At 66.5% G+C, this 20,684-nt stretch carries 18 protein-coding genes; 3 read left to right on the top strand and 15 right to left on the bottom strand.

Features of this window, described 5'->3' with window-relative positions; all coding sequences use genetic code 11:
* Positions 1-86 precede the first annotated feature (86 nt).
* The 3 genes from SBP01_RS08015 to SBP01_RS08005 are packed head-to-tail and all read right to left on the bottom strand — an operon-like array spanning position 87 to position 3,293.
* Positions 87-1,682, bottom strand: coding sequence for an ABC transporter ATP-binding protein (locus SBP01_RS08015; RefSeq protein ID WP_275213642.1), 1,596 nt, complete (start codon positions 1,680-1,682; stop codon positions 87-89).
* A gap of 2 nt (positions 1,683-1,684) precedes the next feature.
* Entirely contained in the window at positions 1,685-2,428 is a 744-nt protein-coding gene (locus SBP01_RS08010) for an energy-coupling factor transporter transmembrane component T (RefSeq protein ID WP_320538037.1), read from the bottom strand.
* A gap of 10 nt (positions 2,429-2,438) precedes the next feature.
* Positions 2,439-3,293, bottom strand: coding sequence for an ECF transporter S component (locus tag SBP01_RS08005; protein ID WP_275213640.1), 855 nt, complete (start codon positions 3,291-3,293; stop codon positions 2,439-2,441).
* A gap of 207 nt (positions 3,294-3,500) precedes the next feature.
* Here SBP01_RS08005 and SBP01_RS08000 point away from each other — a divergent pair, with 207 nt between their 5' ends.
* A complete protein-coding gene (locus SBP01_RS08000; RefSeq protein ID WP_275213639.1) occupies positions 3,501-4,925 on the top strand; it encodes a mycothione reductase in 1,425 nt (474 codons plus the stop codon).
* A 25-nt stretch (positions 4,926-4,950) separates the two neighbouring features.
* On the opposite strand, the gene SBP01_RS07995 is transcribed toward SBP01_RS08000, so the two are convergent.
* The 8 genes from SBP01_RS07995 to SBP01_RS07960 form a co-directional block, all read right to left on the bottom strand.
* Positions 4,951-5,976, bottom strand: a complete 1,026-nt coding sequence (locus tag SBP01_RS07995) for a nucleoside hydrolase (RefSeq protein ID WP_275213638.1) — start codon at positions 5,974-5,976, stop codon at positions 4,951-4,953.
* Between the two features lie 12 nt (positions 5,977-5,988).
* Entirely contained in the window at positions 5,989-6,966 is a 978-nt protein-coding gene (locus tag SBP01_RS07990) for an aldo/keto reductase (RefSeq protein ID WP_320538036.1), read from the bottom strand.
* Between the two features lie 10 nt (positions 6,967-6,976).
* Positions 6,977-7,537, bottom strand: a complete 561-nt coding sequence (locus SBP01_RS07985; protein ID WP_320538035.1) for a hypothetical protein — start codon at positions 7,535-7,537, stop codon at positions 6,977-6,979.
* Entirely contained in the window at positions 7,534-8,151 is a 618-nt protein-coding gene (locus SBP01_RS07980) for a DUF402 domain-containing protein (RefSeq protein ID WP_320538034.1), read from the bottom strand. The genes SBP01_RS07985 and SBP01_RS07980 overlap by 4 nt, the downstream gene beginning before the upstream one ends.
* Positions 8,148-10,121, bottom strand: a complete 1,974-nt coding sequence (dxs, locus tag SBP01_RS07975; protein WP_275213634.1) for a 1-deoxy-D-xylulose-5-phosphate synthase — start codon at positions 10,119-10,121, stop codon at positions 8,148-8,150. Before dxs ends, SBP01_RS07980 begins: the two co-directional genes overlap by 4 nt.
* 129 nt (positions 10,122-10,250) lie before the next feature.
* Positions 10,251-13,061: an aconitate hydratase AcnA gene (gene acnA / locus SBP01_RS07970; protein ID WP_275213633.1), complete on the bottom strand. Its 2,811-nt coding sequence runs from the start codon at positions 13,059-13,061 to the stop codon at positions 10,251-10,253.
* Positions 13,062-13,226: 165 nt separating this feature from the next.
* The gene (locus tag SBP01_RS07965; RefSeq protein WP_320538033.1) at positions 13,227-14,648 is read right to left on the bottom strand and encodes a class I SAM-dependent RNA methyltransferase; all 1,422 of its coding nucleotides are present in this window, start codon (positions 14,646-14,648) and stop codon (positions 13,227-13,229) included.
* Positions 14,645-16,621, bottom strand: coding sequence for an APC family permease (locus SBP01_RS07960; protein WP_275213631.1), 1,977 nt, complete (start codon positions 16,619-16,621; stop codon positions 14,645-14,647). The genes SBP01_RS07965 and SBP01_RS07960 overlap by 4 nt, the downstream gene beginning before the upstream one ends.
* Positions 16,622-16,739: 118 nt before the next feature.
* Here SBP01_RS07960 and SBP01_RS07955 point away from each other — a divergent pair, with 118 nt between their 5' ends.
* Both SBP01_RS07955 and SBP01_RS07950 read left to right on the top strand, forming a co-directional pair.
* Entirely contained in the window at positions 16,740-17,411 is a 672-nt protein-coding gene (locus SBP01_RS07955) for a TrkA family potassium uptake protein (protein WP_320538032.1), read from the top strand.
* Positions 17,411-18,151, top strand: a complete 741-nt coding sequence (locus tag SBP01_RS07950) for a potassium channel family protein (RefSeq protein WP_275213629.1) — start codon at positions 17,411-17,413, stop codon at positions 18,149-18,151. Before SBP01_RS07955 ends, SBP01_RS07950 begins: the two co-directional genes overlap by 1 nt.
* Here SBP01_RS07950 and SBP01_RS07945 read toward each other — a convergent pair.
* From SBP01_RS07945 to dut, 4 genes are all read right to left on the bottom strand, one after another.
* Positions 18,118-18,903: a DUF3159 domain-containing protein gene (locus SBP01_RS07945; RefSeq protein WP_275213628.1), complete on the bottom strand. Its 786-nt coding sequence runs from the start codon at positions 18,901-18,903 to the stop codon at positions 18,118-18,120. The genes SBP01_RS07950 and SBP01_RS07945 overlap by 34 nt on opposite strands.
* Positions 18,900-19,262 (bottom strand): hypothetical protein, encoded by a 363-nt coding sequence (locus SBP01_RS07940; RefSeq protein WP_275213627.1) that lies wholly within the window; start codon positions 19,260-19,262, stop codon positions 18,900-18,902. The genes SBP01_RS07945 and SBP01_RS07940 overlap by 4 nt, the downstream gene beginning before the upstream one ends.
* On the bottom strand, positions 19,255-19,977 hold the full coding sequence (locus SBP01_RS07935; protein ID WP_275213626.1) for a DUF3710 domain-containing protein: 723 nt from the start codon (positions 19,975-19,977) through the stop codon (positions 19,255-19,257). The genes SBP01_RS07940 and SBP01_RS07935 overlap by 8 nt, the downstream gene beginning before the upstream one ends.
* A 123-nt stretch (positions 19,978-20,100) precedes the next feature.
* On the bottom strand, positions 20,101-20,640 hold the full coding sequence (dut, locus tag SBP01_RS07930; protein ID WP_275213625.1) for a dUTP diphosphatase: 540 nt from the start codon (positions 20,638-20,640) through the stop codon (positions 20,101-20,103).
* Positions 20,641-20,684: the final 44 nt, after the last annotated feature.

Below are 20,684 nucleotides of genomic sequence, written 5' to 3'. Positions count from 1 at the left end.
ACAGCCGGGAGGTGGCCAGATAGCGCTTCGAATATCGGAAAATTGCGCTATCTGGCCACCTCCGGACCCCATGAGGCAGCGACCGCTCATATCGAGTGCAGGCGGCCGGCCTCCAGGCGGACCAGCCGGTGCGCCATGGACCGGGCGTAGGCCAGGTCATGCGTCACCAGCACGACGGCGGCGCCCTCCGCAGCGGCATGCCTGACCGCCGTGTCCAGCATGGCCAGTCCCTGCCGGTCAAGGGCCACGGTGGGTTCGTCCAAAGCCACAAGGCGCGGCCGCCTGGCCAGGACCGTGGCCAGGGCCAACAGCCGTTGCCGGGAGGCGGGCAGCTCTGCGGGGTGCCGGCCTGCTGATTCGGTGAGCCCGACGGCGGCCAGTGCCCGCCGGATCGAGGCTGTGGCTGCTGCGCCGGCCGGCAGCCCAAAGCCGACTTCCCGTTCAACCGTCCGTTCAAACAGCTGATCGCGAGGGTTCTGGAAGAGCAGTCCGACGTCAGCGGCCACCCGCCCCGGGAGCAGCCCGGCAATGTCCCTGCCGTTGATCCGGACGCTGCCGGCCAGCGGCTGAAGGAGCCCGTTCAGGTGCCGCAGGAGCGTGGATTTTCCCGCCCCGTTCGGTCCGGTGACAGCCACGATCTCGCCGGGATCAACGGACAGGCTGACACCATCCAGGACGGCCGGGTGCGGCAGGCCTGCAGCGGGCCGCCGGGACCACCTCCGCGTGCGGGGGCCCGCATAGGCGAAGCTCATGTTGCGAAGCTCCAGGGCGGGCAGTCCTGCTGGTTCTCCCGTGGCGCCGGGTGGAAAGGGTTGGCCGGATTCGTCGGGTCGGCCGGGTTGGCCGGTACCAGCCTGCGCCGGCCGCGCCGAGGGTTGCGGCCGGCGGCATGCCATGCCGGAATCCGGCCAGATGACGCCGCTGGCGGCCAGCTCCGGGGAGGCGGCAAGCCGTGCCGGGCTGCCCTCAAGGACAGACTCTCCGTTGTCCAGGAGGATGCAGTGCCCGGCATCGGGCAGCAGGGCATCGGCTTCCTGGCTTAACAGCACGACGGCGGTGCCGCCGGCCACGAGTGCCCGCACCAGCGATGTCAGGGCAGCTGAACCGTCGGCGTCCAGCGAGGCGAAAGGTTCATCGAGCACCAGCACGGCCGGCTCCGTGATGATGGCGCAGCCGATGGCCAGGCGCCGAAGCTCGCCCCCTGAGATGCGGGCCGGATCACGGTCCAGGAGATGCTCGAGCCCGGTCAGTTCCGCGACCTGCTGGACGGCGGCCTGCATCAGGTGCCGGTCCGTGCCCAGGTTTTCGAGGCCGAACGCCAATTCCTCGGCTACGGTGGCGCGGACGGTCGTCAACGCCGCCGCCGCGTCCTGCGGGACAAAGCCAATTCGGCGGCACCAGGCCGTCGGGTCGATCTGTGGGTCATCGGGCGCTCCCCGGAACTCCAAACGGGTGCCGGCCAGTTCCAGGAATCCCTCCAAGGCGCCGCCGCTGCCGGGCCGGAGCCAGCCGGCAAGGAGCCGGCCCAGCGTTGTCTTTCCGCTGCCCGAGCCGCCCAGGACAGCTGTCAGGGTTCCGGGGTGCAGGGACAGGTCGATGGAGCCCAGCACCGGCGCCGCATCACCGTGGTAGGTGAAGCGCCTGATGTGTGCGGCCAGCACCGGCGTCGGCGTTCCTCCCATCCCTACGCGGCCGCCGTCGGGAAGCCCAGCCGGGCGGCGATTGCCGCAACCGCGGCGACAAGCAACACCACCCGCACAAGGCGCTGGGCCGGGGGGTCCGGCACCTCGCGGTAACCCGACCGGGGGCCGGCGCCGCTGAAGCCGCGTGCTTCCAGCGCCTGGGCCCGCGTGGCCGCTTCCTCCACCAAGGCCAGGACCAGCGGCACAGCCTGCATCCGAAAGGCGATAACCCGGTGAACCCAGCCCCGGCGGATCACGAGGCCCCGCGATTCCTGCGCCTGCCGGATCCGCTCCACCCGCGCGCTGATGGCAGGCAACAGGGTGAGTGTCGAGGCAAGGACGTAGCCGAACCGCCCCCTGACACCACTCGACGACAAGGCCGCCACCAGGTCCGGCACACTAACACTGAACGAGAACAGCAGCAGGGCAAGCACGGCGGCGGAAAGCTGCGCCACGCGCTCCACGGCGAACTGCAGCCCCTCGGAGGTCAGCCGCGCCGGTCCCCACTGGGCGAGGATGGTGATGCCCTCAGGGAAAAACAGGCCGTGCAGCACCAGCAGGGACAATCCGAGCGGGACCAGGACGGCGGCCGCCGCGGGCAGCATCCGGCCGGCCTTCCCGCCCGCGATCGAGAGCACAACGGCGGCGGCACTAACGGCGACGGACAAGGGCAGGCAGGCTGCCGCCGTCGTGATGACGGCTGCGCTGCCGGCAGCGGTCAGCGACGTCAGGGGGTGGAGGCGCATCAGGGACGGGTCAGGAATCCTGGCCGTCGGCCTTGCCGGGCAGCGGCTCTGATACCGGCGGCACGTCCTGTCCCGCCAGCACACGGTGCCGCCGGACGAAGGGGAACTGCAGCCGGGTGCGGCGCGGCAGCGCATAGACCAGCAGCGCCACCAGGGTGAAGACGATGGCTTTGTCCATCGGATCAGAGATCAGGGCCTGCTTGGTGATGGCGGCCAGCAGGCTGTCCCCCATGGAGCGGAAAGCGCTGACGATGGCGCCGGTGGCCACCCCCGAGGTGCCGCCGAAAACGAAGGCCGCGACGGGAGCCGAGACCACGCCGCCGATGATGCCGGTCAGGAAGCCGGCCACGGGAACCAGGTAGAAACGGCGGAAGAGGCCGTAGCGCGCGGCCAGGCCGGCGAGGCAGCCGATCAGGGCCGCGCCGGCGGCGAAGGGCAGGACGGTGGGGTTGAAGAAGGACCAGACGATGCTGCTGAGCGCGCCGGTGGCAGCACCGGCGGCCGGACCGGCGAGGACGGCAATCAGCACGGTGCCGATGGCATCCAGGTAGAAGGGCACCAAGGTGCTGCCCACGAACTGGCCCATGACGATGTTCAGCACCAGGGCAACCGGAATCAGCACCAGCGTGGAGACGGGCAAAGTGGGCAGCACGGCGGCGATCAGCAGGACGGCCCCGGCCAGGAAACCGGAGAGCGCGATCAGTGCCGCGGCGCTGCCTGGCCCGCCGGTGATGTCAGCAGGCTGGTTGAGGACCAGGTAAACATATGTCCCCGCGATGGCCAGGGCTCCGAGGATTTCGAGCAGGCGGCGGTTCCGCGCGTCGGCCGGTGTCTGCGGCGGCAGGGTGAGGGAGGGCGATGACATGGCATTCCTTTTGGCGTAAAGGCTCGGCCACCCGGAAGGCCCGGGCGGGGCGGTATGCCGCCTATGTCACCTCGGCGGCAGCCGGGGGCGTCTGCGCCGGCCCGGGTCCGGGATCATTCTACCGGGAAGCAACCGGGCAGCAACCGGGCTCGCGATGGATAGTAGACTCCCAGACATCGCCGTCCTGACGTTTTGAAAGGCCGAACCATGCCGCACTACGATCTCGCCATCATCGGTTCCGGATCGGGAAACTCGCTCATCACCCCGTTCTGGGACGGCAAGCGGGTGGCCCTCATCGACGGCGGCACCTTCGGCGGTACCTGCATCAACGTCGGGTGCATTCCCACGAAAATGTTCGTCTACCCGGCTGCCTTGGCCGCCGTCCCCGCCGAAGCCGCGCGTCTTGGCGTGGAACTGACACTGGACAACGTGCACTGGAATGCCATCCGGGACCGGATCTTCGGCCGCATTGACGCCATCTCCGAGGGCGGCCGGCGCTACCGGGCCGACGAACTGGACAACGTGGACCTGTACCAGGAATACGTGCGCTTCACCGGACCCGCCTCCCTGCGGACGGACTCCGGCACCGGCATCACGGCCGACCAGGTGGTGGTGGCCGCGGGATCCCGCGCGGTGGTCCCGGACATTCCCGGCATGGATCTGCCCCAGGTGCATACCTCAGACACGGTGATGCGCATTGACGGACCGCCCCGGCACGTTGTGGTGGTGGGCGGCGGCTTCATCGCCGCCGAGTTCGCCGCGATCTTCCACGGGTTCGGGTCCGAGGTGGTCCAGGTGAACCGCTCCCAACGGCTCCTCCGCGGCAATGACGAGGAAATCTCCCGGCGGTTCGCCGAGGCTGCCGGCCGCCGCTGGAAGCTGGAGCTCGATTTTTCGCTTCACAGCGTGGAGGACAACGGGGACGGCCGTGTCACAGCAGTGTTCGGCGACGGCGGCGGTAAGCAGTTGCGCCTCGAAACGGACATTGTGCTCATGGCCACCGGACGGGTGCCGAACACGGACCGGCTGGACGTCGGCGCCGCCGGCTTTGACGTGAACGCTGACGGGACGCTGGCCGTGGACGGACAGCTGCGGGTCCTCTCGCAGGGCAAGCCGCTGGAGGGCGTCTACGCCCTCGGTGACATCGCCAACCGGTATCAGCTCAAGCACGTGGCCAATCGGGAAGCGCGCGTGGTGGCCCACAACCTCGAACACCCGGACCGGCTGCGGGGCATCGACTACAAGGGCGTTCCCGCTGCAGTGTTCAGCAATCCGCAGGTGGCCGCCGTCGGACTGACGGAGGAGCAGGCCCGGCGTGACGCCGCCGACGACTCAGAGATCGTGGTGGCCGTGCAGGAGTACGGGAGCACCGCGTACGGCTGGGCGATGGAGGACTCCGAGGGGATCGTCAAACTGATTGCGGAGAAGTCCACGGGCCGGCTGCTGGGAGCCCACATCATGGGCCACGAGGCGTCCACCCTGATCCAGCCGCTGGTCCAGGCGATCGCGCTGGACACGCCGGTGTCCTCCCTCGCCCGGGGGCCGTACTGGATCCACCCGGCCCTGACAGAGGTGGTGGAAAACGCGCTGCTGGCTCTGGACGTGGACGTTCCGGACAACGCGGCGCTGTAGGGTCCGGTTCCTGCACAGTGACGGTTCAGCGCAGCCGCGCTGCGAGGGCCCCGACAGACCGGATCAGTTCGCCGAATGCTTGCTCCGGTTTGTTGTCCGCCACGATCCGGGCGTTGGGCGGATGCTTCCAGAGGTTCCGATAATCGGCGACGGTTGTTCCCATCAGCAGGGCCGAGTCAGCCTCGACGTCCACGGTGGCCAGCCGGGTGGCGTAGTCGAGAGTCCCGGCCGCCACACCTGCGGCGAAGTAGTCGTGCACGTGCGCCACGTAGCCCTGCCCGTAGAGCCGGTGGAACTCAAAGTAGAAGCGCAGGGCGTCCGACAGGTGCCGTACGAGCGGGCTGTCCGCGGTGCTCCTGAGCCCTTCGGGCTGTTTGGGCAGAACCAGCTCCCGCTCCGCGCAGCCGGCCGCCTCCGCTAGCCGCATCACGTGTTCGGGCCTCAGCTCGATCCGTTCCGTGGTATCCAGGGAACAGACGATGGGCAGCCGGTTCACGGGCACGCCGCGGTAGGCCGCGTAGACTTCCTTGGCCGCCTGCGGATCAACGTGGGTGTTCCACTCGGCGGTGGGGGTGGTGTTCCCCTGGTGGTAGAAGCTGCCACCCATGATCACCACCCTGCCCAGCAGTTCGGGCAGCCGGGGTTCGCGCCGGATAGCCAGCGCGAAGTTCGTCAGCGGCGCCGTGATGAGGGCCGTCAGCTCGCCCGGGTTCGCCCGGGCCGCCTCCACCCACAGGTCTGCGGCATGCCGGGGTGACACCGTGCCGGAGGGCGGAGGCAGTTCGGCATAGCCAATACCCTGCGGACCGTGGGTTTCCGGCGTGGTCACCAACGGGACGGCCAGCGGGGCTTCGGCGCCGATGGCCACCTCCACCCCGGTGCGCCCGCACAGCTCCAGCATGGCAAGGGTGTTTCGGGCCACCTGGTGGGCGTCAACATTCCCCGGGGACGCTGTGACGGCCACAAACTCGACCTCGGGCAGGGAAGCCAGGTAGGCCAGCGCCAAGGCGTCATCTATCCCGGTGTCAACGTCCAGCAGGAGCCTGGTCATGTCCGCTCCCCCTTAGAAGAGCGCCACTTTGGGGACCTTGGGGAAGATCACGTCCAGTTCGTCCAGTTCGGCCGGAGTAGGAACCCAGGCCGCGGCTTCGGCGTTCTGGCGGATCTGCTCGGGCCTGGTGGCCCCGGCGATCACGCTGCCGACCGAAGGCTGTGCCGCCAGCCAGGAGAAGGCCACCTGGATCTCGGAGAGGCCGCGTTCCTTGGCGAAGGCGCTGAAGCGCTGCAGCTGGTCCCAGTCGGCGTCGTGCACCATGTGGGTTCGGGTGTGGCTGAGCCGGGACCCTGCGGGTGCCGTGTCCGGCGAGTACTTACCGGTGAGGAGCCCGTTGGCCAGCGGGAAGTACGGCAGGACGCCCAGGCCGTAGGCTTCGGCCGCCGGCGTGACTTCCAGCTCGGCGCGCCGGTCCAGGAGGTTGTAGTGGTTCTGGGTGGAGATGAACCGGGTGCTCCCGGCGGCGCGGGCTACAAATTCTGCCTCCGCGATCTGCCAGCCGGCACGGTTGGAATGCCCGATGTAGCGGACCTTGCCGCTGCTGACGAGGTCGTCCAGGGCGGACAGGGTTTCCTCGATGGGCGTCAGCGGGTCCGGGGTGTGGAACTGGTAGAGGTCGATCCAGTCGGTGCCCAGCCGGCGCAGCGACGCTTCGGCCGCGCGCACGATGTAGCGGCGCGAGCCCCTGGCGCCAAAGTCGGGTCCGTTGGCGCCGCGCATGTCCATCCCGAACTTGGTGGCCACCACCGCATCCCCGCGCCGGCCGGCCAGTGCCTTGCCCAGCATGGTTTCGCTGAGGCCGGGCTCCTTGCCGTAGTTGTCGGCGACGTCAAACAGTGTCACGCCGGCGTCGAGTGCCGCGTGCACGACGGCGTCAGTCCCCGCCTGCGTCTCGGTCACCGTGTTGGCGCGGCCAAGGTTGTTGCAGCCGAGTCCCACCACGGAGACTGACAGCCCGGACTTGCCCAGCCGACGGTATTCAGTCATGGATTTTCCCCTAGATGCTGAAGCTGCTGGCGGGCTTCGCCGAATGCTTGAGCTTGAAGTTGGCCGGTTCGGTAAAAGGTGCGGCGCCGATGCTGAGCTTGGTGAAGTCCAGGTCCTCGCCGCGGCAGCAGATCCTGATGGCGTTCACGGCCTTGTTAACGTCCGGGCAGAGGCAGAAGATGTTCAGCTTGTAGTCGCTGAACTCGGAGCGCTCCACGGTTCCCAGGCCGCGCCAGGCCAGGTGGCTGATGATCGCATCCTTGGCCTTTTCCTCGAGGTAGCGGTCCCGTTCGGTGCCGTCTTTGGTCTTGAGGGCGAACTGCGCCACTACCCAGAACTGCTCCTTGTCCGGGATTTCGGCGTAGCCGTCTTCGGCGCACTGGACCGCGAAGGCGTCCATCAGGCCCTCCACCGCGGCGGCGTCCGCAACGTCTGTTTCTTCGGTTCTGCTGTGGTGGCCCACCACGCCGTAATTCATCACGAACTGGCTGTAGTCCTCGTCGAACCAGCCTTCGCGGAAGTGCAGCACTCCCTCGTCGTCCCGTTTGTAGACCCTGATGATTCCGCTCATAACCGTCCCTTCGTGAACCATTCGACGTCTGAGCCGTCGAACGGTGCCTGCTGTGCCTTGACGGCCTGATAAAGCTCTTCTGCGGCGGCCTGGATGTCCTGCACCAGGCGGTCCGGATAGTTCATGGTGACTGCGTGTTCGGCAAATTCGTCCTGGTCATCGATGAACACACCGCGTCCGTCCATCCGGATGATGTCCAGGTCCATGTCGATGACATGGAACTCCGTGACGGCCGGCCGGATTTCCGTCCATTCGTGGGCCACTGCGAGGTCAACATAGACCCGGACCCCGTTGGGGTGTGCGGAGTCATAGAAGGTGGCCACCCAGTCCCCGGAACGCGGCACCAGGAGCACGGCATCGGAGCGGGTGTAGAACGCAGCACCGGGCCGCGAACAGAACTCGTTGGTTCCCTGGAAGATCCACCACCCGTGCCGGTCCTCCCCCAGGTACCGTCCCGGAACCACCCAGTGGGCCTTGCCGTTCCATTTCCGGTTCCGCGCCACCACCAGCTGGCCCGGTTGGAGGCCGGCGGGAATCCTGGTGGTGCTTTTGTGGGTGACCGGCCCGTATTCCCCGGCAGGGCCGGGATACTTCAGGGCATCTTCGTCCCTCACAGAATCGGGAGGCTGCCGGTGGTGGGGTGTTCCTGACCCGGGAGGGGACGCGCAAACGGAACTTTCGTGCCCAAAACCTGCGCGACGACGTCGTGCGTTATCTGCTGTGCGGTCAGCCCTACCCGTTCCAGCACCTGGCTCCTGGTGCCGTGGTCCAGGAATTCGGCGGGAAGTCCCACCTCGTTCAGGGCGGTGTCCACCCCGGCGGCACGCATTTCCTGGCGGATCCGTGATCCGACACCGCCGGCCCTGACGCCGTCCTCGATGCAGATGACCAGCCGGTGGTGGGAGGCCAGCGCGATGATGGAGCGGCGCACGGGCAGCACCCAGCGCGGGTCAACGACGGTGGTGCTGATGCCCTGGGCGCCGAGCCGGTTGGAGACGTCCAGCGCGAGTTCGGACATGGCTCCGACGCTGACAATCAGGACGTCGTTTTCGGTGGAGCCGGCGGGCCGGCGGGCCAGCACGTCCACACCGTCGCTGAGGCGTTCGATGGCTTCCACTTCCGCGCCGACGGTGCCCTTGGAGAAACGCACCACCGTGGGCGCGTCATCGATGGCCACGGCTTCCCGGAGCTCCTCGCGGAGCCGCGACGCATCGCGCGGCGCGGCAAGGTGCAGCCCCGGCACAATCTGGACCATGGCCATGTCCCACATGCCGTGGTGGCTGGCTCCGTCCGGGCCGGTCACACCGGCGCGGTCCAGCACAATGGTGACCCCGGCCTTGTGCAGGGCGACATCCATCAGGAGCTGATCGAAGGCACGGTTCAGGAAGGTGGCATAGACAGCCACCACCGGGTGGAGGCCGCCGAACGCCATGCCGGCGGCGGATGTCAGCGCGTGCTGCTCGGCGATGCCGACATCAATCACGCGGTCCGGATGCTTGGCTGCGAACTTATGCAGGCCCACCGGGATCAGCATGGCGCCGGTGATCCCGACGATGTCCGGCCGTTCATCGGCGATGGCGGCGATCTCATCGGCAAAAACCGAGGTCCAGGACTGAGCGCCGGAAGCCCCCGTGGGCTCACCGGTTTCGGGGTCGATGATTCCCACCGCATGGAACTGGTCTGCCTCATGGGCGCGGGCCGGCGCGTAGCCGTGGCCCTTCTCGGTCATGGCATGGACAATCACGGGTCCGGCATAGTTCCGGGCCGTGGACAGCGCGTGCTCCATGGCCTGGAGGTTGTGCCCGTCCACCGGGCCGATGTACTTCATGCCCAGGTCCTCGAACATCCCCTGGGGCGCCCACCAGTCCTTGACGCCCTTTTTCATGGCATGCAGGCTCTTATAGGTGAACTGGCCCACCGGGCCGCCGTCCTGGAGTTTCTTCTTCCACCAGTCCAGGGTTCCCTCGTAGGCGGGAGCCGCGCGGAAAGAGTCGATGGTGGGACGCAGTGAGGCCAGGTAGTCAGCGAAGCCGCCCACCGTGGGCGCGTAGGAGCGGCCGTTGTCGTTGACCACAATGACCACCCGGCGGCGTTTGTCCGCGGCGATGTTGTTGATGGCTTCCCAGGCCATGCCGCCGGTCAGCGCACCGTCGCCAACAATCGCGACGACGTAGCGGTCACCTTCACCGGTCAGCTGCCGGGCGCGGGAAATGCCGTCCGCCCAGGAGAGTGAGGAGGACGCGTGCGAGCTTTCCACGATGTCGTGTTCCGACTCGGCGCGGGACGGGTAACCGGACATGCCGCCCTGCTGACGCAGGGTGCTGAAGTCCTGTCGGCCGGTCAGGAGCTTGTGCACATAGGACTGATGGCCCGTGTCGAACACGATGCTGTCCCGCGGCGAATCGAAGATGCGGTGCACGGCAAGCGTCAGTTCCACCACACCGAGGTTGGGGCCCAGGTGTCCACCCGTCTGGGAAACATTGGATATGAGGAAACTCCTGACTTCATCAGCCAGCTCTTCGAGCTGCCCCTGGGACAGCTCGTTCAGGTCCTGCGGTTTCCGGATGGTGTCCAAGATTCCCAAATGACCCCTCCTTCGGGTGGTAGACGTGCCTATTAACTCTAACGCCTTGGGTGAAATGCAAAGCCGAAGCCCCGGCTGGTCGCTGACCGGCCGGGGCTTCGGGAGGATGCTGCGTGGTTCAGATACCTGCTAGTTAGCGGAGATCTGGCGCAGGACGTACTGCAGGATGCCGCCGTTGCGGTAGTAGTCTGCTTCACCCGGGGTATCGATGCGCAGGACCGCATCGAAGGACTTGGCAGTACCGTCTTCTGCGGTGGCGGTGACCTTCAGGGTCTTGGGCGTGGTGCCTTCGTTCAGGGCGGTGACGCCCTCAACCGAGAAGGTTTCCGTGCCGGTCAGGCCCAGCGTGGCCGCGGTCTCGCCGGCCGGGAACTGCAGGGGCAGGACGCCCATGCCGATCAGGTTGGAGCGGTGGATGCGCTCGTAGCTTTCGGCGACGACGGCCTTGACGCCCAGGAGCGCCGTACCCTTCGCTGCCCAGTCACGGGAGGATCCGGAACCGTATTCCTTGCCCGCCAGGACCACCAGCGGGGTGCCGGCTGCCTGGTAGTTCTGGGCGGCGTCGTAGACGTAGGCCTGCGGGCCGTCGGCCTGGGTGAAGTCGCGGGTGAAGCCGCCCTCCACGCCGTCCAGGAGCTGGTTCTTGATGCGGATGTTCGCGAACGTGCCGCGGATCATGACTTCGTGGTTGCCACGGCGTGAGCCGTAGGAGTTGAAGTCCTTGCGCTCCACACCGTTGGCCAGCAGGTACTGGCCGGCGGGGGTGTCCGACTTGAAGGAGCCGGCCGGGGAGATGTGGTCGGTGGTGACCGAATCGCCGAGCTTCAGCAGCACGCGGGCGCCGGTGATGTCCCGGACGGGCTCCGGCTGGGCCTTCATGCCCTCGAAGTACGGGGGCTTCCGGACATAGGTGGAGTTCGGATCCCAGGCGAAGGTGTCACCGGCGGGCGTGTCGAGCGCCTTCCAGCGTGCGTCGCCGTCGAAAACGCCCTCGTAGCCACGGGCGAACATGTCCTTGTCGATGGAGGAATCGATGACCTTCTGGACCTCAACCGGGTTCGGCCAGATGTCCTTCAGGAAGACATCGTTGCCGGCTTCGTCCTTGCCGAGGGAATCGGTGTCGAAGTCGAAGTCCATGGAACCGGCCAGGGCGTAGGCGATGACCAGCGGCGGGGAGGCCAGGTAGTTCATCTTCACGTCCGGGTTGATCCGGCCTTCGAAGTTACGGTTACCGGAGAGCACTGCGGTGACGGAAAGGTCGTTGGCCTGGATGGCCTCGGAGATTTCAGCGTCCAGCGGGCCGGAGTTGCCGATGCAGGTGGCGCAGCCGTAGCCCACGATGTAGAAGCCAAGCTTCTCCAGGTACGGGGTCAGGCCGGACTTTTCGTAGTAGTCGGTGACTACCTTGGAACCGGGAGCCACGGAGGTCTTGACCCACGGCTTGGACATCAGGCCCTTGTCCACGGCGTTGCGGGCCAGCAGGGCTGCGGCCAGCATCACGGACGGGTTGGACGTGTTCGTGCAGGAGGTGATGGAGGCGATCGAAACCGCTCCGTGGTCCAGCTCGAACTCGCGGCCGTCTTCGGTCTTGATGTGCACCGGGCTGCTGGGACGCCCGTTGGCGCCGTTCGCTGCCGACTGGACACGGGTGGTCTCCGTGGTGTGGGAGTCGGCGTGCGTGAAGGACGGAGCGTCCGAGGCCGGGAACGATTCGTCCAGGGACTCGTCCACGCTGCCGTCTTCGATGGCGACGTAGTTGTGGATGTCCTTGCGGAACTGCTCCTTGGCATCGGTGAGCTCGATGCGGTCCTGGGGACGCTTCGGGCCGGAGATGGACGGAACAACGGTGGACAGGTCCAGTTCCAGGTACTCGGAGAACTTGATCTCCTTGGAAGGATCGTGCCAGAGGCCCTGTTCCTTCGCGTAGGACTCCACGAGGGCAACATTCTCTTCCGAGCGGCCGGTGAGGCGCAGGTAGTCCAATGTGACGTCGTCGATCGGGAACATTGCGGCCGTGGAACCGAATTCCGGGCTCATGTTGCCGATGGTGGCGCGGTTGGCCAGCGGCACAGCCGCGACACCTTCGCCGTAGAATTCCACGAACTTGCCCACCACGCCGTGCTTGCGCAGCTGCTCGGTGATGGTCAGCACCACGTCCGTGGCGGTGGCGCCGGCGGGGATGGACCCGGTCAGCTTGAAGCCCACCACGCGCGGGATGAGCATGGAGACCGGCTGGCCCAGCATGGCCGCTTCGGCTTCGATGCCGCCAACGCCCCAGCCCAGGACACCCAGGCCGTTGACCATGGTGGTGTGCGAGTCGGTGCCGACGCAGGTGTCCGGGTAGGCCCGGAGAACCCCGTCAACTTCGCGGGTCATGACGGTGCGTGCCAGGTACTCGATGTTGACCTGGTGCACAATGCCGGTTCCCGGGGGAACTACCTTGAAGTCATCGAACGCCGTCTGGCCCCAGCGAAGGAACTGGTAACGCTCGCCGTTGCGCTGGTATTCGATCTCCATGTTGCGCTCCAGTGCGCCGGAGTTACCGAAGGCGTCGATCTGAACGGAGTGGTCGATGACCATTTCCGCAGGAGCCAACGGGTTGACCCGCTTGGGGTCACCGCCGAGTTCCTTGACCGCTTCACGCATGGTCGCCAGGTCCACCACGCAGGGGACGCCGGTGAAGTCCTGCATGATCACGCGGGCAGGCGTGAACTGGATTTCTGTATCGGGCTGGGCATTGGGATCCCACCCGGCCAAGGCACGCACGTGATCGGCAGTGATGTTCGCGCCGTCCTCGGTCCTCAACAGGTTTTCAAGCAATACCTTGAGGCTGAACGGAAGGTTTTCTGCACCTTCAACGGAGTTCAACCGGAAAATTTCGTATTCGGTTCCGGCTACATTAAGTTTGCCTTTTGAACCGAAGCTGTCCACTGTGCTCATCGCAGGACTCCTCTCGCAACAGTTTCATCTTTGTCGCGCGGTAGACCGCTTGCTAGTTAGGCAGGCCTAATTAGTGCTGGCCACAAAGTTGCAGGAGGTCAGCCGTGAATACTCAACCGTGTTTACGGTGCGCGACGTGGGATTACTACCGCCATCCTAGTAGCATCACGGGGCCGGCGTCAGCAGGGCGACCGTCTCCAGGTGGTGCGTGTGGGGATACAGGTCAAACGCACGCAGGCCGGCCAGTGACCATCCCGATTGTTGGAAGTACCCAACGTCCCGGGCAAACGATGCCGGATCGCAGGAAACGTAGGCAACCGCCCGGGGTCCGGCGGCCACCAACTGACTGACGACCGCCTTGCCTGCCCCGGCCCGGGGCGGGTCCAGCACCAGGGCATCGAAATTCCGCGGTTTCTGGCGGAGGATCCGCTCTACCCTGCCCTGCACGATTTCCACCTGCGGGGCACCGTGCAGGTTCTTTCGGGCGTCCCGGCTGGTTCCCGGCGCGCCTTCCACCGAGAGAACAGAGCCGGTCTCGCCCACGGCATCGGCCAGCGGTGCCGTGAAAAGCCCGGCTCCCGCGTAGAGGTCAGCCACCACGGATCCGGGCCCCAGGAAGCCGCCGCCGTGGAGGAATTCTGTGACAGCGCCCACAAGTGTTCCGGGCGCGTCGCGGTGGATCTGCCAGAAACCCGCTCCCGTGACCCGGTATTCGTGCCCGGCTGCGGACTCCTGGACCCAGGTGCGGCCGCGGAGTTGCCGGACTTCTTCGGTGAGGGGATCGAACGCGGCTACGGAGACGTCGTCGGGTAGCCGGGCCGCGACGGCGTTGAGCCGCTTGGGGCTGGTTCCCGGCGCGGGGGCAAGCAGCACCAGGGGGCGGGAGCCGTTCGACGGCGCCGCAACCTCCACGCGCTCGATGCCCTGGAAGTCGTGCTCCCACAGCCGCAACCGGTTAATCCGTTCGGAAGCCAGCGGCATCTCCCGGACGGCAACGATGGAGTCCGAACGGTGCGCATGCATGCCAAGTTTTCCGGCGGCGGTGACGGAGAAGCCAACGCGCGTGCGCCACCCCAGCCCGGTGCCGGCGTCGTATGTTTCGTCTGCCCCGGACTCCGCGCCGGGGGCACTCCCCCGCACTTCCTCCACAACGTTCGCCAGGTCGGCAAGACCGGGCACGCTTTCGACGCCGGCAAGGCGCTTGAGTTGTTCGGCGAGTACCGCCGATTTAAGCCCCCGCTGGCGTGCCAGGGAGATGTGGCCGAATTCGGCACCGCCCACCGGAGGGTGCCCGTGCTGCCAGGAACGGGATGAGTCCGCCGCATGCCAGAAGTGATCCACGCGGTCCGGGGAGGCGGCCAGGACCTCCACCACGTCGGCGCGCCAGAATTTGGCTGACTCCTCCGCGTCGGTGAGCCGTACACGGACTTTTTCACCGGGAATCCCGTGCCGGACAAAGATCACCCGGCCCTCGTGCCGGGCCACGCAGTGCCCGCCGTGGGCCACCGGGCCAACGTCGAGCACCAGTTCGACGGCGGCGTCCGGGGCGGGTGCGGTGGCGGCGGTGCTGTGGGGCTGGGGGGTCATTGGATATCCTGCAGGTTCTTTGCTTCTTCGGACGATTTAAGCTGCCACGGGACACTGGCCACCATCACGCCGGGTTCGAAGTGCAGCCGGGTCTTGATACGCAGTGCTGTCTGGTTATGGACCAGTTGCTCCCACCACTTACCCACCACGTATTCGGGGATGTACACCACCACCAGGTCGCGGGGCGAGTCACGGCGCATGTTCTTGACGTATTCCATGATGGGCGTGATGGTCTCGCGGTAGGGGCTCGCCAGGACCGTGAGCGGCACGGGGATCTCCAGCTTTTCCCAGTCAGCCACGGTGTGCGCTGTTTCCTCGGCGTTGATATCCACGGTAATGGCATCAAGCCGTGAAGGCCGCGACGCCCGGGCGTACGCCAGGGCGCGGAGCACAGGCTTGCGCACGTGCGAGACCAGCAGCACGGCGTGGACCCGGGACGGCAGGGCGCGCGGTGAGGAGTCCTCATCCACGGCCAGTTCCTTGGCCACGTTGTCATAGTGCGCCCGGATGCTCCACATGATCAGGAACAGAAAGAACATGGCCAGCAGGGCGATCCACGCGCCCTGTTCAAACTTGGTGATCAGCACGATCACCAGCACCAGTCCGGTCATGCCGAAGCCGATGGTGTTGATGGTGCGGGACTTCATCATCTTGCGCCGGACTGCTTTGTCCTTGGCGAGCTTGAGGTGCCTCCCCCAATGCCGGATCATGCCCAGCTGGCTCAGCGTGAAGGAAATGAAGACACCCACAATGTAGAGCTGAATCAGTTTGGTGACATCGGCATTGAAGGAAATGATCAGCACCAGGGCACCGGCGGCCAGCGCCAGGACGCCGTTGCTGAAGGCCAGGCGGTCGCCCCTGGTCCGCAGCTGGCGCGGCAGGTAGCCGTCCTGGGCGAGGATGGAGCCAAGGACCGGGAAGCCGTTAAAGGCGGTGTTGGAGGCAAACACCAGGATCACGCCGGTCGCAGCCACCACGATGTAGAACGGAATGGACCCGGGGCCGAAGATGGTCTGCGCAATCTGGCTGATGGCCGGGCTCTGGATATAGCCTTCGGGCAGCGGCAGGCCGTTGAGGAGGAACTCGGTGGCCGGGTCAAGCACAATGTGGACCCTGGTGGCGTTGGCGAGGTAGATGATGCCTGCCAGCATGGCGGCGCCGATCGTACCAAGCAGCAGCAGGGTGGTGGCAGCGTTCTTGCTCTTGGGCACTTTGAAGTTGGGCACGCCGTTGCTGATGGCTTCGACACCGGTCAGTGCGGCGGCGCCGGACGAGAAGGCCCGCAGGAGCAGGAAGGCGCCGGCCAGGCCCACCAGCCCTTCGTCGAAGCCGGGCGCGGGGATGATCTCGAAGTTGGCCGAGGGCGCCTCGCCCAGCTGGCCGGTAGCGGCCTGGAAGACGCCCACTGCTGTCATGCCGAGGATGGAGGCCATGAAGATGTAGGTGGGGACGGCAAAGACGCTGCCGGCCTCCTTGATGCCGCGCAGGTTGACGAGTGCGAGGATGATCACGCCGATGGTGGCGATGAGCGCCTGTTCCCCGTGCAGGGCGGGCACGGCGGTGATGAGGTAGGCGGCGGCGGAGGACATCGAGACCGACACGGTCAGGACGTAGTCCACCAGCAGGGCGGACGCCACCGTGAGGCCGGCGTACTTGCCAAGGTTTTCGTTGGCGATTTCGTAGTCCCCGCCACCGGACGGGTAGGCATGCACGTTCTGGCGGTATGAGGCCACCACTGTCAGCAGCACCACCATGACTGCCAGGCCCACCCAGGGCGAAATGGCAACGGCACTGACGCCGGCAAGGGCCAGGGTCAGCAGGATCTCGTCCGGCGCGTACGCCACCGAGGACAGGGCATCGGAGGCGAACACCGGAAGTGCTATCCGTTTGGGCAGCAGGGTGTGGGCCAGCCTGTCATTCCTGAAGGGCCTGCCCACCAGCACCCGTTTTACGGCATTCAATATTGTCAGCACTCCACAAAGCTAGTCGTATTCGCGGCGCATGTCATGACGGCGTCGAAGCGGCTGCCGAACCCGGGGTGCCGGTAGAGTTCTTGCAGCAGTAACAGCCGACGGAAGGTAAGGAAACACGGTGGCGCATTTCGTGATCATGGGATGTGGCCGGGTGGGGGCCACCCTGGCGCACACGCTGGAGGATGCAGGCCATTCCGTCGCCATCATCGACCAGGACGACCGGGCGTTCCGCCGGCTTCGGCAGGGCTTCACCGGGCGCAAAGTCACCGGTGTGGGTTTTGACCGGGACACCCTCCAGCAGGCCGGAGTTGCCGAGGCCTACGCCTTCGCGGCCGTGTCCAGCGGGGACAACTCCAACATCCTGGCAACCCGGGTGGCGCGCGAGACGTTCCACGTTCCCCATGTGGTGGCCAGGATCTATGACCCCGGCCGGGCGGAGATCTACCAGCGGCTTGGCATTCCCACGGTCGCGGCAGTGCGCTGGAGCGCTGACCAGGTGCTGCGCCGTATCCTGCCCGAGCAGCACATCGCCGGGGATTTCCGTGAGCCTTCCGGCCGGCTGGTGCTTACCGAGGTGGATCTCGACGCCGGCTGGATCGGCCAGCGGATCGCCGCAGTTGAGAAGGCTGCCGGCATCCGGGTGGCCTACCTCACCAGGTTCGGCGAAGGCATCCTGCCTGAGTCCGGCACCCTCTACCAGGACGGCGACACCGTGCATGCCATGCTGCCGGTGGACCGAAGTTCCCAGGTCGCCCAGATCCTGGCCAAAGCACCTGTCAAGGAGTTGTAGTGAAAGTTGTCATCGTCGGTGCCGGCAGTGTCGGGTCATCGATCGCCAGGGAACTGCTGGCACACAAACACGACATCCTGCTGATCGATCTCAAGCCAGAGGTCATCGGCCGCAGCGGGCTGCGAGGCGCGCACTGGCTGGTGGGCGATGCCTGCGAGCTCAGCACCCTGCAGGGGGCAAAAGTGGAGGACGCCGACGTCGTGGTCTCCGCCACCGGGGACGATAAGGTCAACCTGGTGGTCTCGCTGCTGGCCAAAACCGAATTCGGCGTGGGCCGCACGGTGGGCCGGGTCAACAACCCGAAGAACGACTGGATGTTCAACGATTCCTGGGGCGTGGACGTAGCCGTGAACACTCCCCAGCTGATGACGGCGCTGGTGGAAGAGGCTGTGGAAATCGGTGACCTGGTCAGGCTGCTGACCCTGCAGACCGGGGTTTCCTCACTCGTGGAATTCACGGTGCCGCACGATTCCCACGTCATCGGACTGACAGTTGGCGACATCACCTGGCCCGAGGACGCCACCCTGGTGGCTATCCTGCGTGACCACGCACCCATCACGCCCAGCCGCGACGACGTCATCGACGGCGGGGATGAACTGTTCTTCGTCACCACCATCGCCGCGGAGGACGAACTCCGCGCACTGCTGTCCCCCGAATCTGGCGAAACCGTGGTCCATGAGCCGGAAGCCGTGCTGCCGGCCGGAGCTCAGGCTCCTGAGGACGACGGTTTCGACGGCTGATCGCCGGCACCGGCCGGCGCCGGGCGGGTGACCAGCCAGGCGATCCAGACGCCGAGGATATACAGCGGTGCTGCCATGATCAGGCGCGTGGTGGCGAGGGCGGCCAGCCCGTCCGCCCCCATCAGGTACAGCGGTACCTGGACTATCAGCCGAAGCACCAGGACCGCCACGATGATCCAGGTGCCCAGCCGGTACGCCTTGACCCGGGCCGGATCCTTGCGCCACTCAAGGCCTTCGTTACGGATGAACCCAAACAGCAGGCCAGCCAGCGGCCACTTGATGGCGATGGAGATGACCATCGCCACGATGTAGGCGGCGTTGGTGAAAAAGCCGGGAAGATAAAAGTCCTCTGCCTTTCCCGTGGTGTTGGCCAGCCACGCCGAGATACCCACGCCCACAACCCCGGCCAGCGCCTGGGTCAGCGGGCGCCGCTGGATGAGGCGGGCCACGGTAAAGGCAGCGGCGGATGCCAGCGCACCCGCCAGCGACAGGGTGAGGTCCCGGGTGATGGTGAAGGCCACAAGGAAAACCAGGCCGGGGACGACGCTCTCGGCGATGCCCTGGATGCCGCCCGCACTCTTGAGGACGTCAATCTGCCCGTCATGGGTGCGGTGCAGCCCGGCCTTGGCGGCATAATCCCCAGCCAGGCCCGCCATGGGCGAGGGGTCCGGGCGGGACGCCCCGGGACCGGCCTGCTCCGGGTTGGAACGTTCCGGTCCGGAGGACGGCTCGGGCAGCTGGGACGGGGTCATTCGTGCTCCTGGCGGGAGATGATTTCGTAGCGCGGATTGAAAATGGTGGGCAGGCCATGGCTTTGGGTCAGCATGCCTTCGACGCGGACTTCCGTCCCGGCTTCGATCCCCGGCACTCTCCGGCGGCCCAGCCAGACGATGCGGAGGCGCTTTTCGCTTCCGTGACCGATGCTGACGCCGGCGCGCTGCTCGTCAAGGTCGGTGATGATGGCCGTAAACGCCGGGTTTTGATTGGTCGGCAGAAAAGTTACCGATTCAATGAACCCGTGGCACAGCACCCGGCCCCTTTCCGGGAGGCCGCTGACGGTTACTTCGGCGTGCGGCTGCCGGCCCGGGGCCACGTGCTGGGAATCAGCCAATCTGGGTAATTTCCGGACCGCGCTCGGGCTCTTGAAGTTCAGGGGCGGAAGGAGGCGGAGTGGCGGTGGCGTCCTTGGGCAGGCGGAGTTGCAGCAGGTCCCGTGGCGGCATGGGGCTGTCACCACGGATCACCACAATGCGGCGGAACAGGGCTTCCAGCTCAGCGGCGGCCTCACGCTCCAGAGCCGCTTCCCCGCCCAGGACGCCGCGCAGGAACCAGCGGGGTCCGTCCACACCGATGAACCGGGCCACCCGGTATCCCTGGCTTCCGTCCGCAGCACCGGCGGGCAGCTTGGCGATCAGCTCTGTGCCGAACGTACCCTGCACTTCTTCCACCTGGCCGCCCTGGCTCCCCACGGACTGGCCGATCTGCTCGCGTATTTCGTCCCATAGCCCCTCGGTTTTGGGGGCGGCGAAAGCCTGCAGCTGCAAGCTGGAGCCGTTCAGGTCCATGGTCACGGCCACCACACGCTGGGTGGCTTCTTCGACCTCGAGCCGGAGCTGCAATCCCTCGCTCGGGGCGATGAGCAGGGCACCGAGGTCAACGTAGCCGTCCCGGCTGTCGATCTCGGCTACGTCGAAGGGGCCGTTGGCCCGCAGGCCCGGGTCCCCCGACGCTGCCCGGGTGGAATCCGTTGATTCCGCTGACGCGGAGGATTCGGCCGGTTCGGCGTCCTGCTCTTTCTTGGATTTCCTGCCGAGCCCAAAAACCATGGGTTTGTCTCCTTAGTTGTGTAAGTGCCCGGCCGGGCCCGGGGGTCCCGCCGATTTCCATGCCGCCGCTGCAGCCCCCGCGCCGCCCGATTGTCCCCGCAGGTTCAATGCAGGGGGCTGGCTTCAGGTGCTGCGGGGCGTGAAACCGCCGGTGGAACCGAACCCGCCGGCGCCCCGAACGGATTCACTCAATTCGTTGACCGGGACAAACTGTGCGTATTCGACGCGCTGAATGACCATCTGTGCAATTCTATCGCCGCGGCGCAGTTCGATGGCCTCGCGCGTATCGGTGTTCAGCAAGGTCACGGAGATTTCTCCGCGGTAACCCGCATCCACGGTGCCGGGAGCGTTGACGATGGTCAGCCCGTGCTTCGTGGCGAGGCCGGACCGGGGGTGGATCAGGGCCACAAAGCCGTCCGGGAGGGCGATGGACACTCCCGTCGGCACCAGTTTCCGCTCGCCCGGCTGCAGCACCACATCTTCCCTGGCCCGGAGGTCCGCACCGGCGTCGCCGGGGTGGGCGTACGACGGCGCTTCCAGGCCGGCGTCGAGCATTTTCAGCTGGACCTGCAGGGTGGGGGCTCCGAAGCCGGCCGTGTCCGGCGCAGAGCCGGAGCCAACAGTGTCAGGTGCCGTTTCAACAGTGGCGAGTTCGTCAGTCACAGTCACTCACTCTAACGCCCGGCCGCCGTTCCTTCCTAGACGCA

The sequence above is a fragment of the Pseudarthrobacter sp. IC2-21 genome (assembly GCF_034048115.1).
Taxonomy (GTDB): Bacteria; Actinomycetota; Actinomycetes; order Actinomycetales; family Micrococcaceae; genus Arthrobacter; species Arthrobacter naphthalenicus.
Note: the sequence above shows the minus strand (reverse complement) of the source record. Positions and strands in the feature narration are given on the sequence as shown.

Excerpts from the sequence above, each read along its gene's own strand:
- SBP01_RS07935 (WP_275213626.1), bottom strand. The coding sequence starts at position 19,977 with ATGGTTTTTGGGCTCGGCAGGAAATCCAAGAAAGAGCAGGACGCCGAA.
- acnA (WP_275213633.1), bottom strand. The coding sequence starts at position 13,061 with ATGAGCACAGTGGACAGCTTCGGTTCAAAAGGCAAACTTAATGTAGCC.
- SBP01_RS07965 (WP_320538033.1), bottom strand. The coding sequence starts at position 14,648 with ATGACCCCCCAGCCCCACAGCACCGCCGCCACCGCACCCGCCCCGGAC.
- SBP01_RS07945 (WP_275213628.1), bottom strand. The coding sequence starts at position 18,903 with ATGACCCCGTCCCAGCTGCCCGAGCCGTCCTCCGGACCGGAACGTTCC.
- SBP01_RS08005 (WP_275213640.1), bottom strand. The coding sequence starts at position 3,293 with ATGTCATCGCCCTCCCTCACCCTGCCGCCGCAGACACCGGCCGACGCG.
- SBP01_RS08000 (WP_275213639.1), top strand. The coding sequence starts at position 3,501 with ATGCCGCACTACGATCTCGCCATCATCGGTTCCGGATCGGGAAACTCG.
- SBP01_RS08010 (WP_320538037.1), bottom strand. The coding sequence starts at position 2,428 with ATGCGCCTCCACCCCCTGACGTCGCTGACCGCTGCCGGCAGCGCAGCC.
- SBP01_RS07990 (WP_320538036.1), bottom strand. The coding sequence starts at position 6,966 with ATGACTGAATACCGTCGGCTGGGCAAGTCCGGGCTGTCAGTCTCCGTG.
- SBP01_RS08015 (WP_275213642.1), bottom strand. The coding sequence starts at position 1,682 with ATGGGAGGAACGCCGACGCCGGTGCTGGCCGCACACATCAGGCGCTTC.
- SBP01_RS07995 (WP_275213638.1), bottom strand. The coding sequence starts at position 5,976 with ATGACCAGGCTCCTGCTGGACGTTGACACCGGGATAGATGACGCCTTG.
- SBP01_RS07985 (WP_320538035.1), bottom strand. The coding sequence starts at position 7,537 with ATGAGCGGAATCATCAGGGTCTACAAACGGGACGACGAGGGAGTGCTG.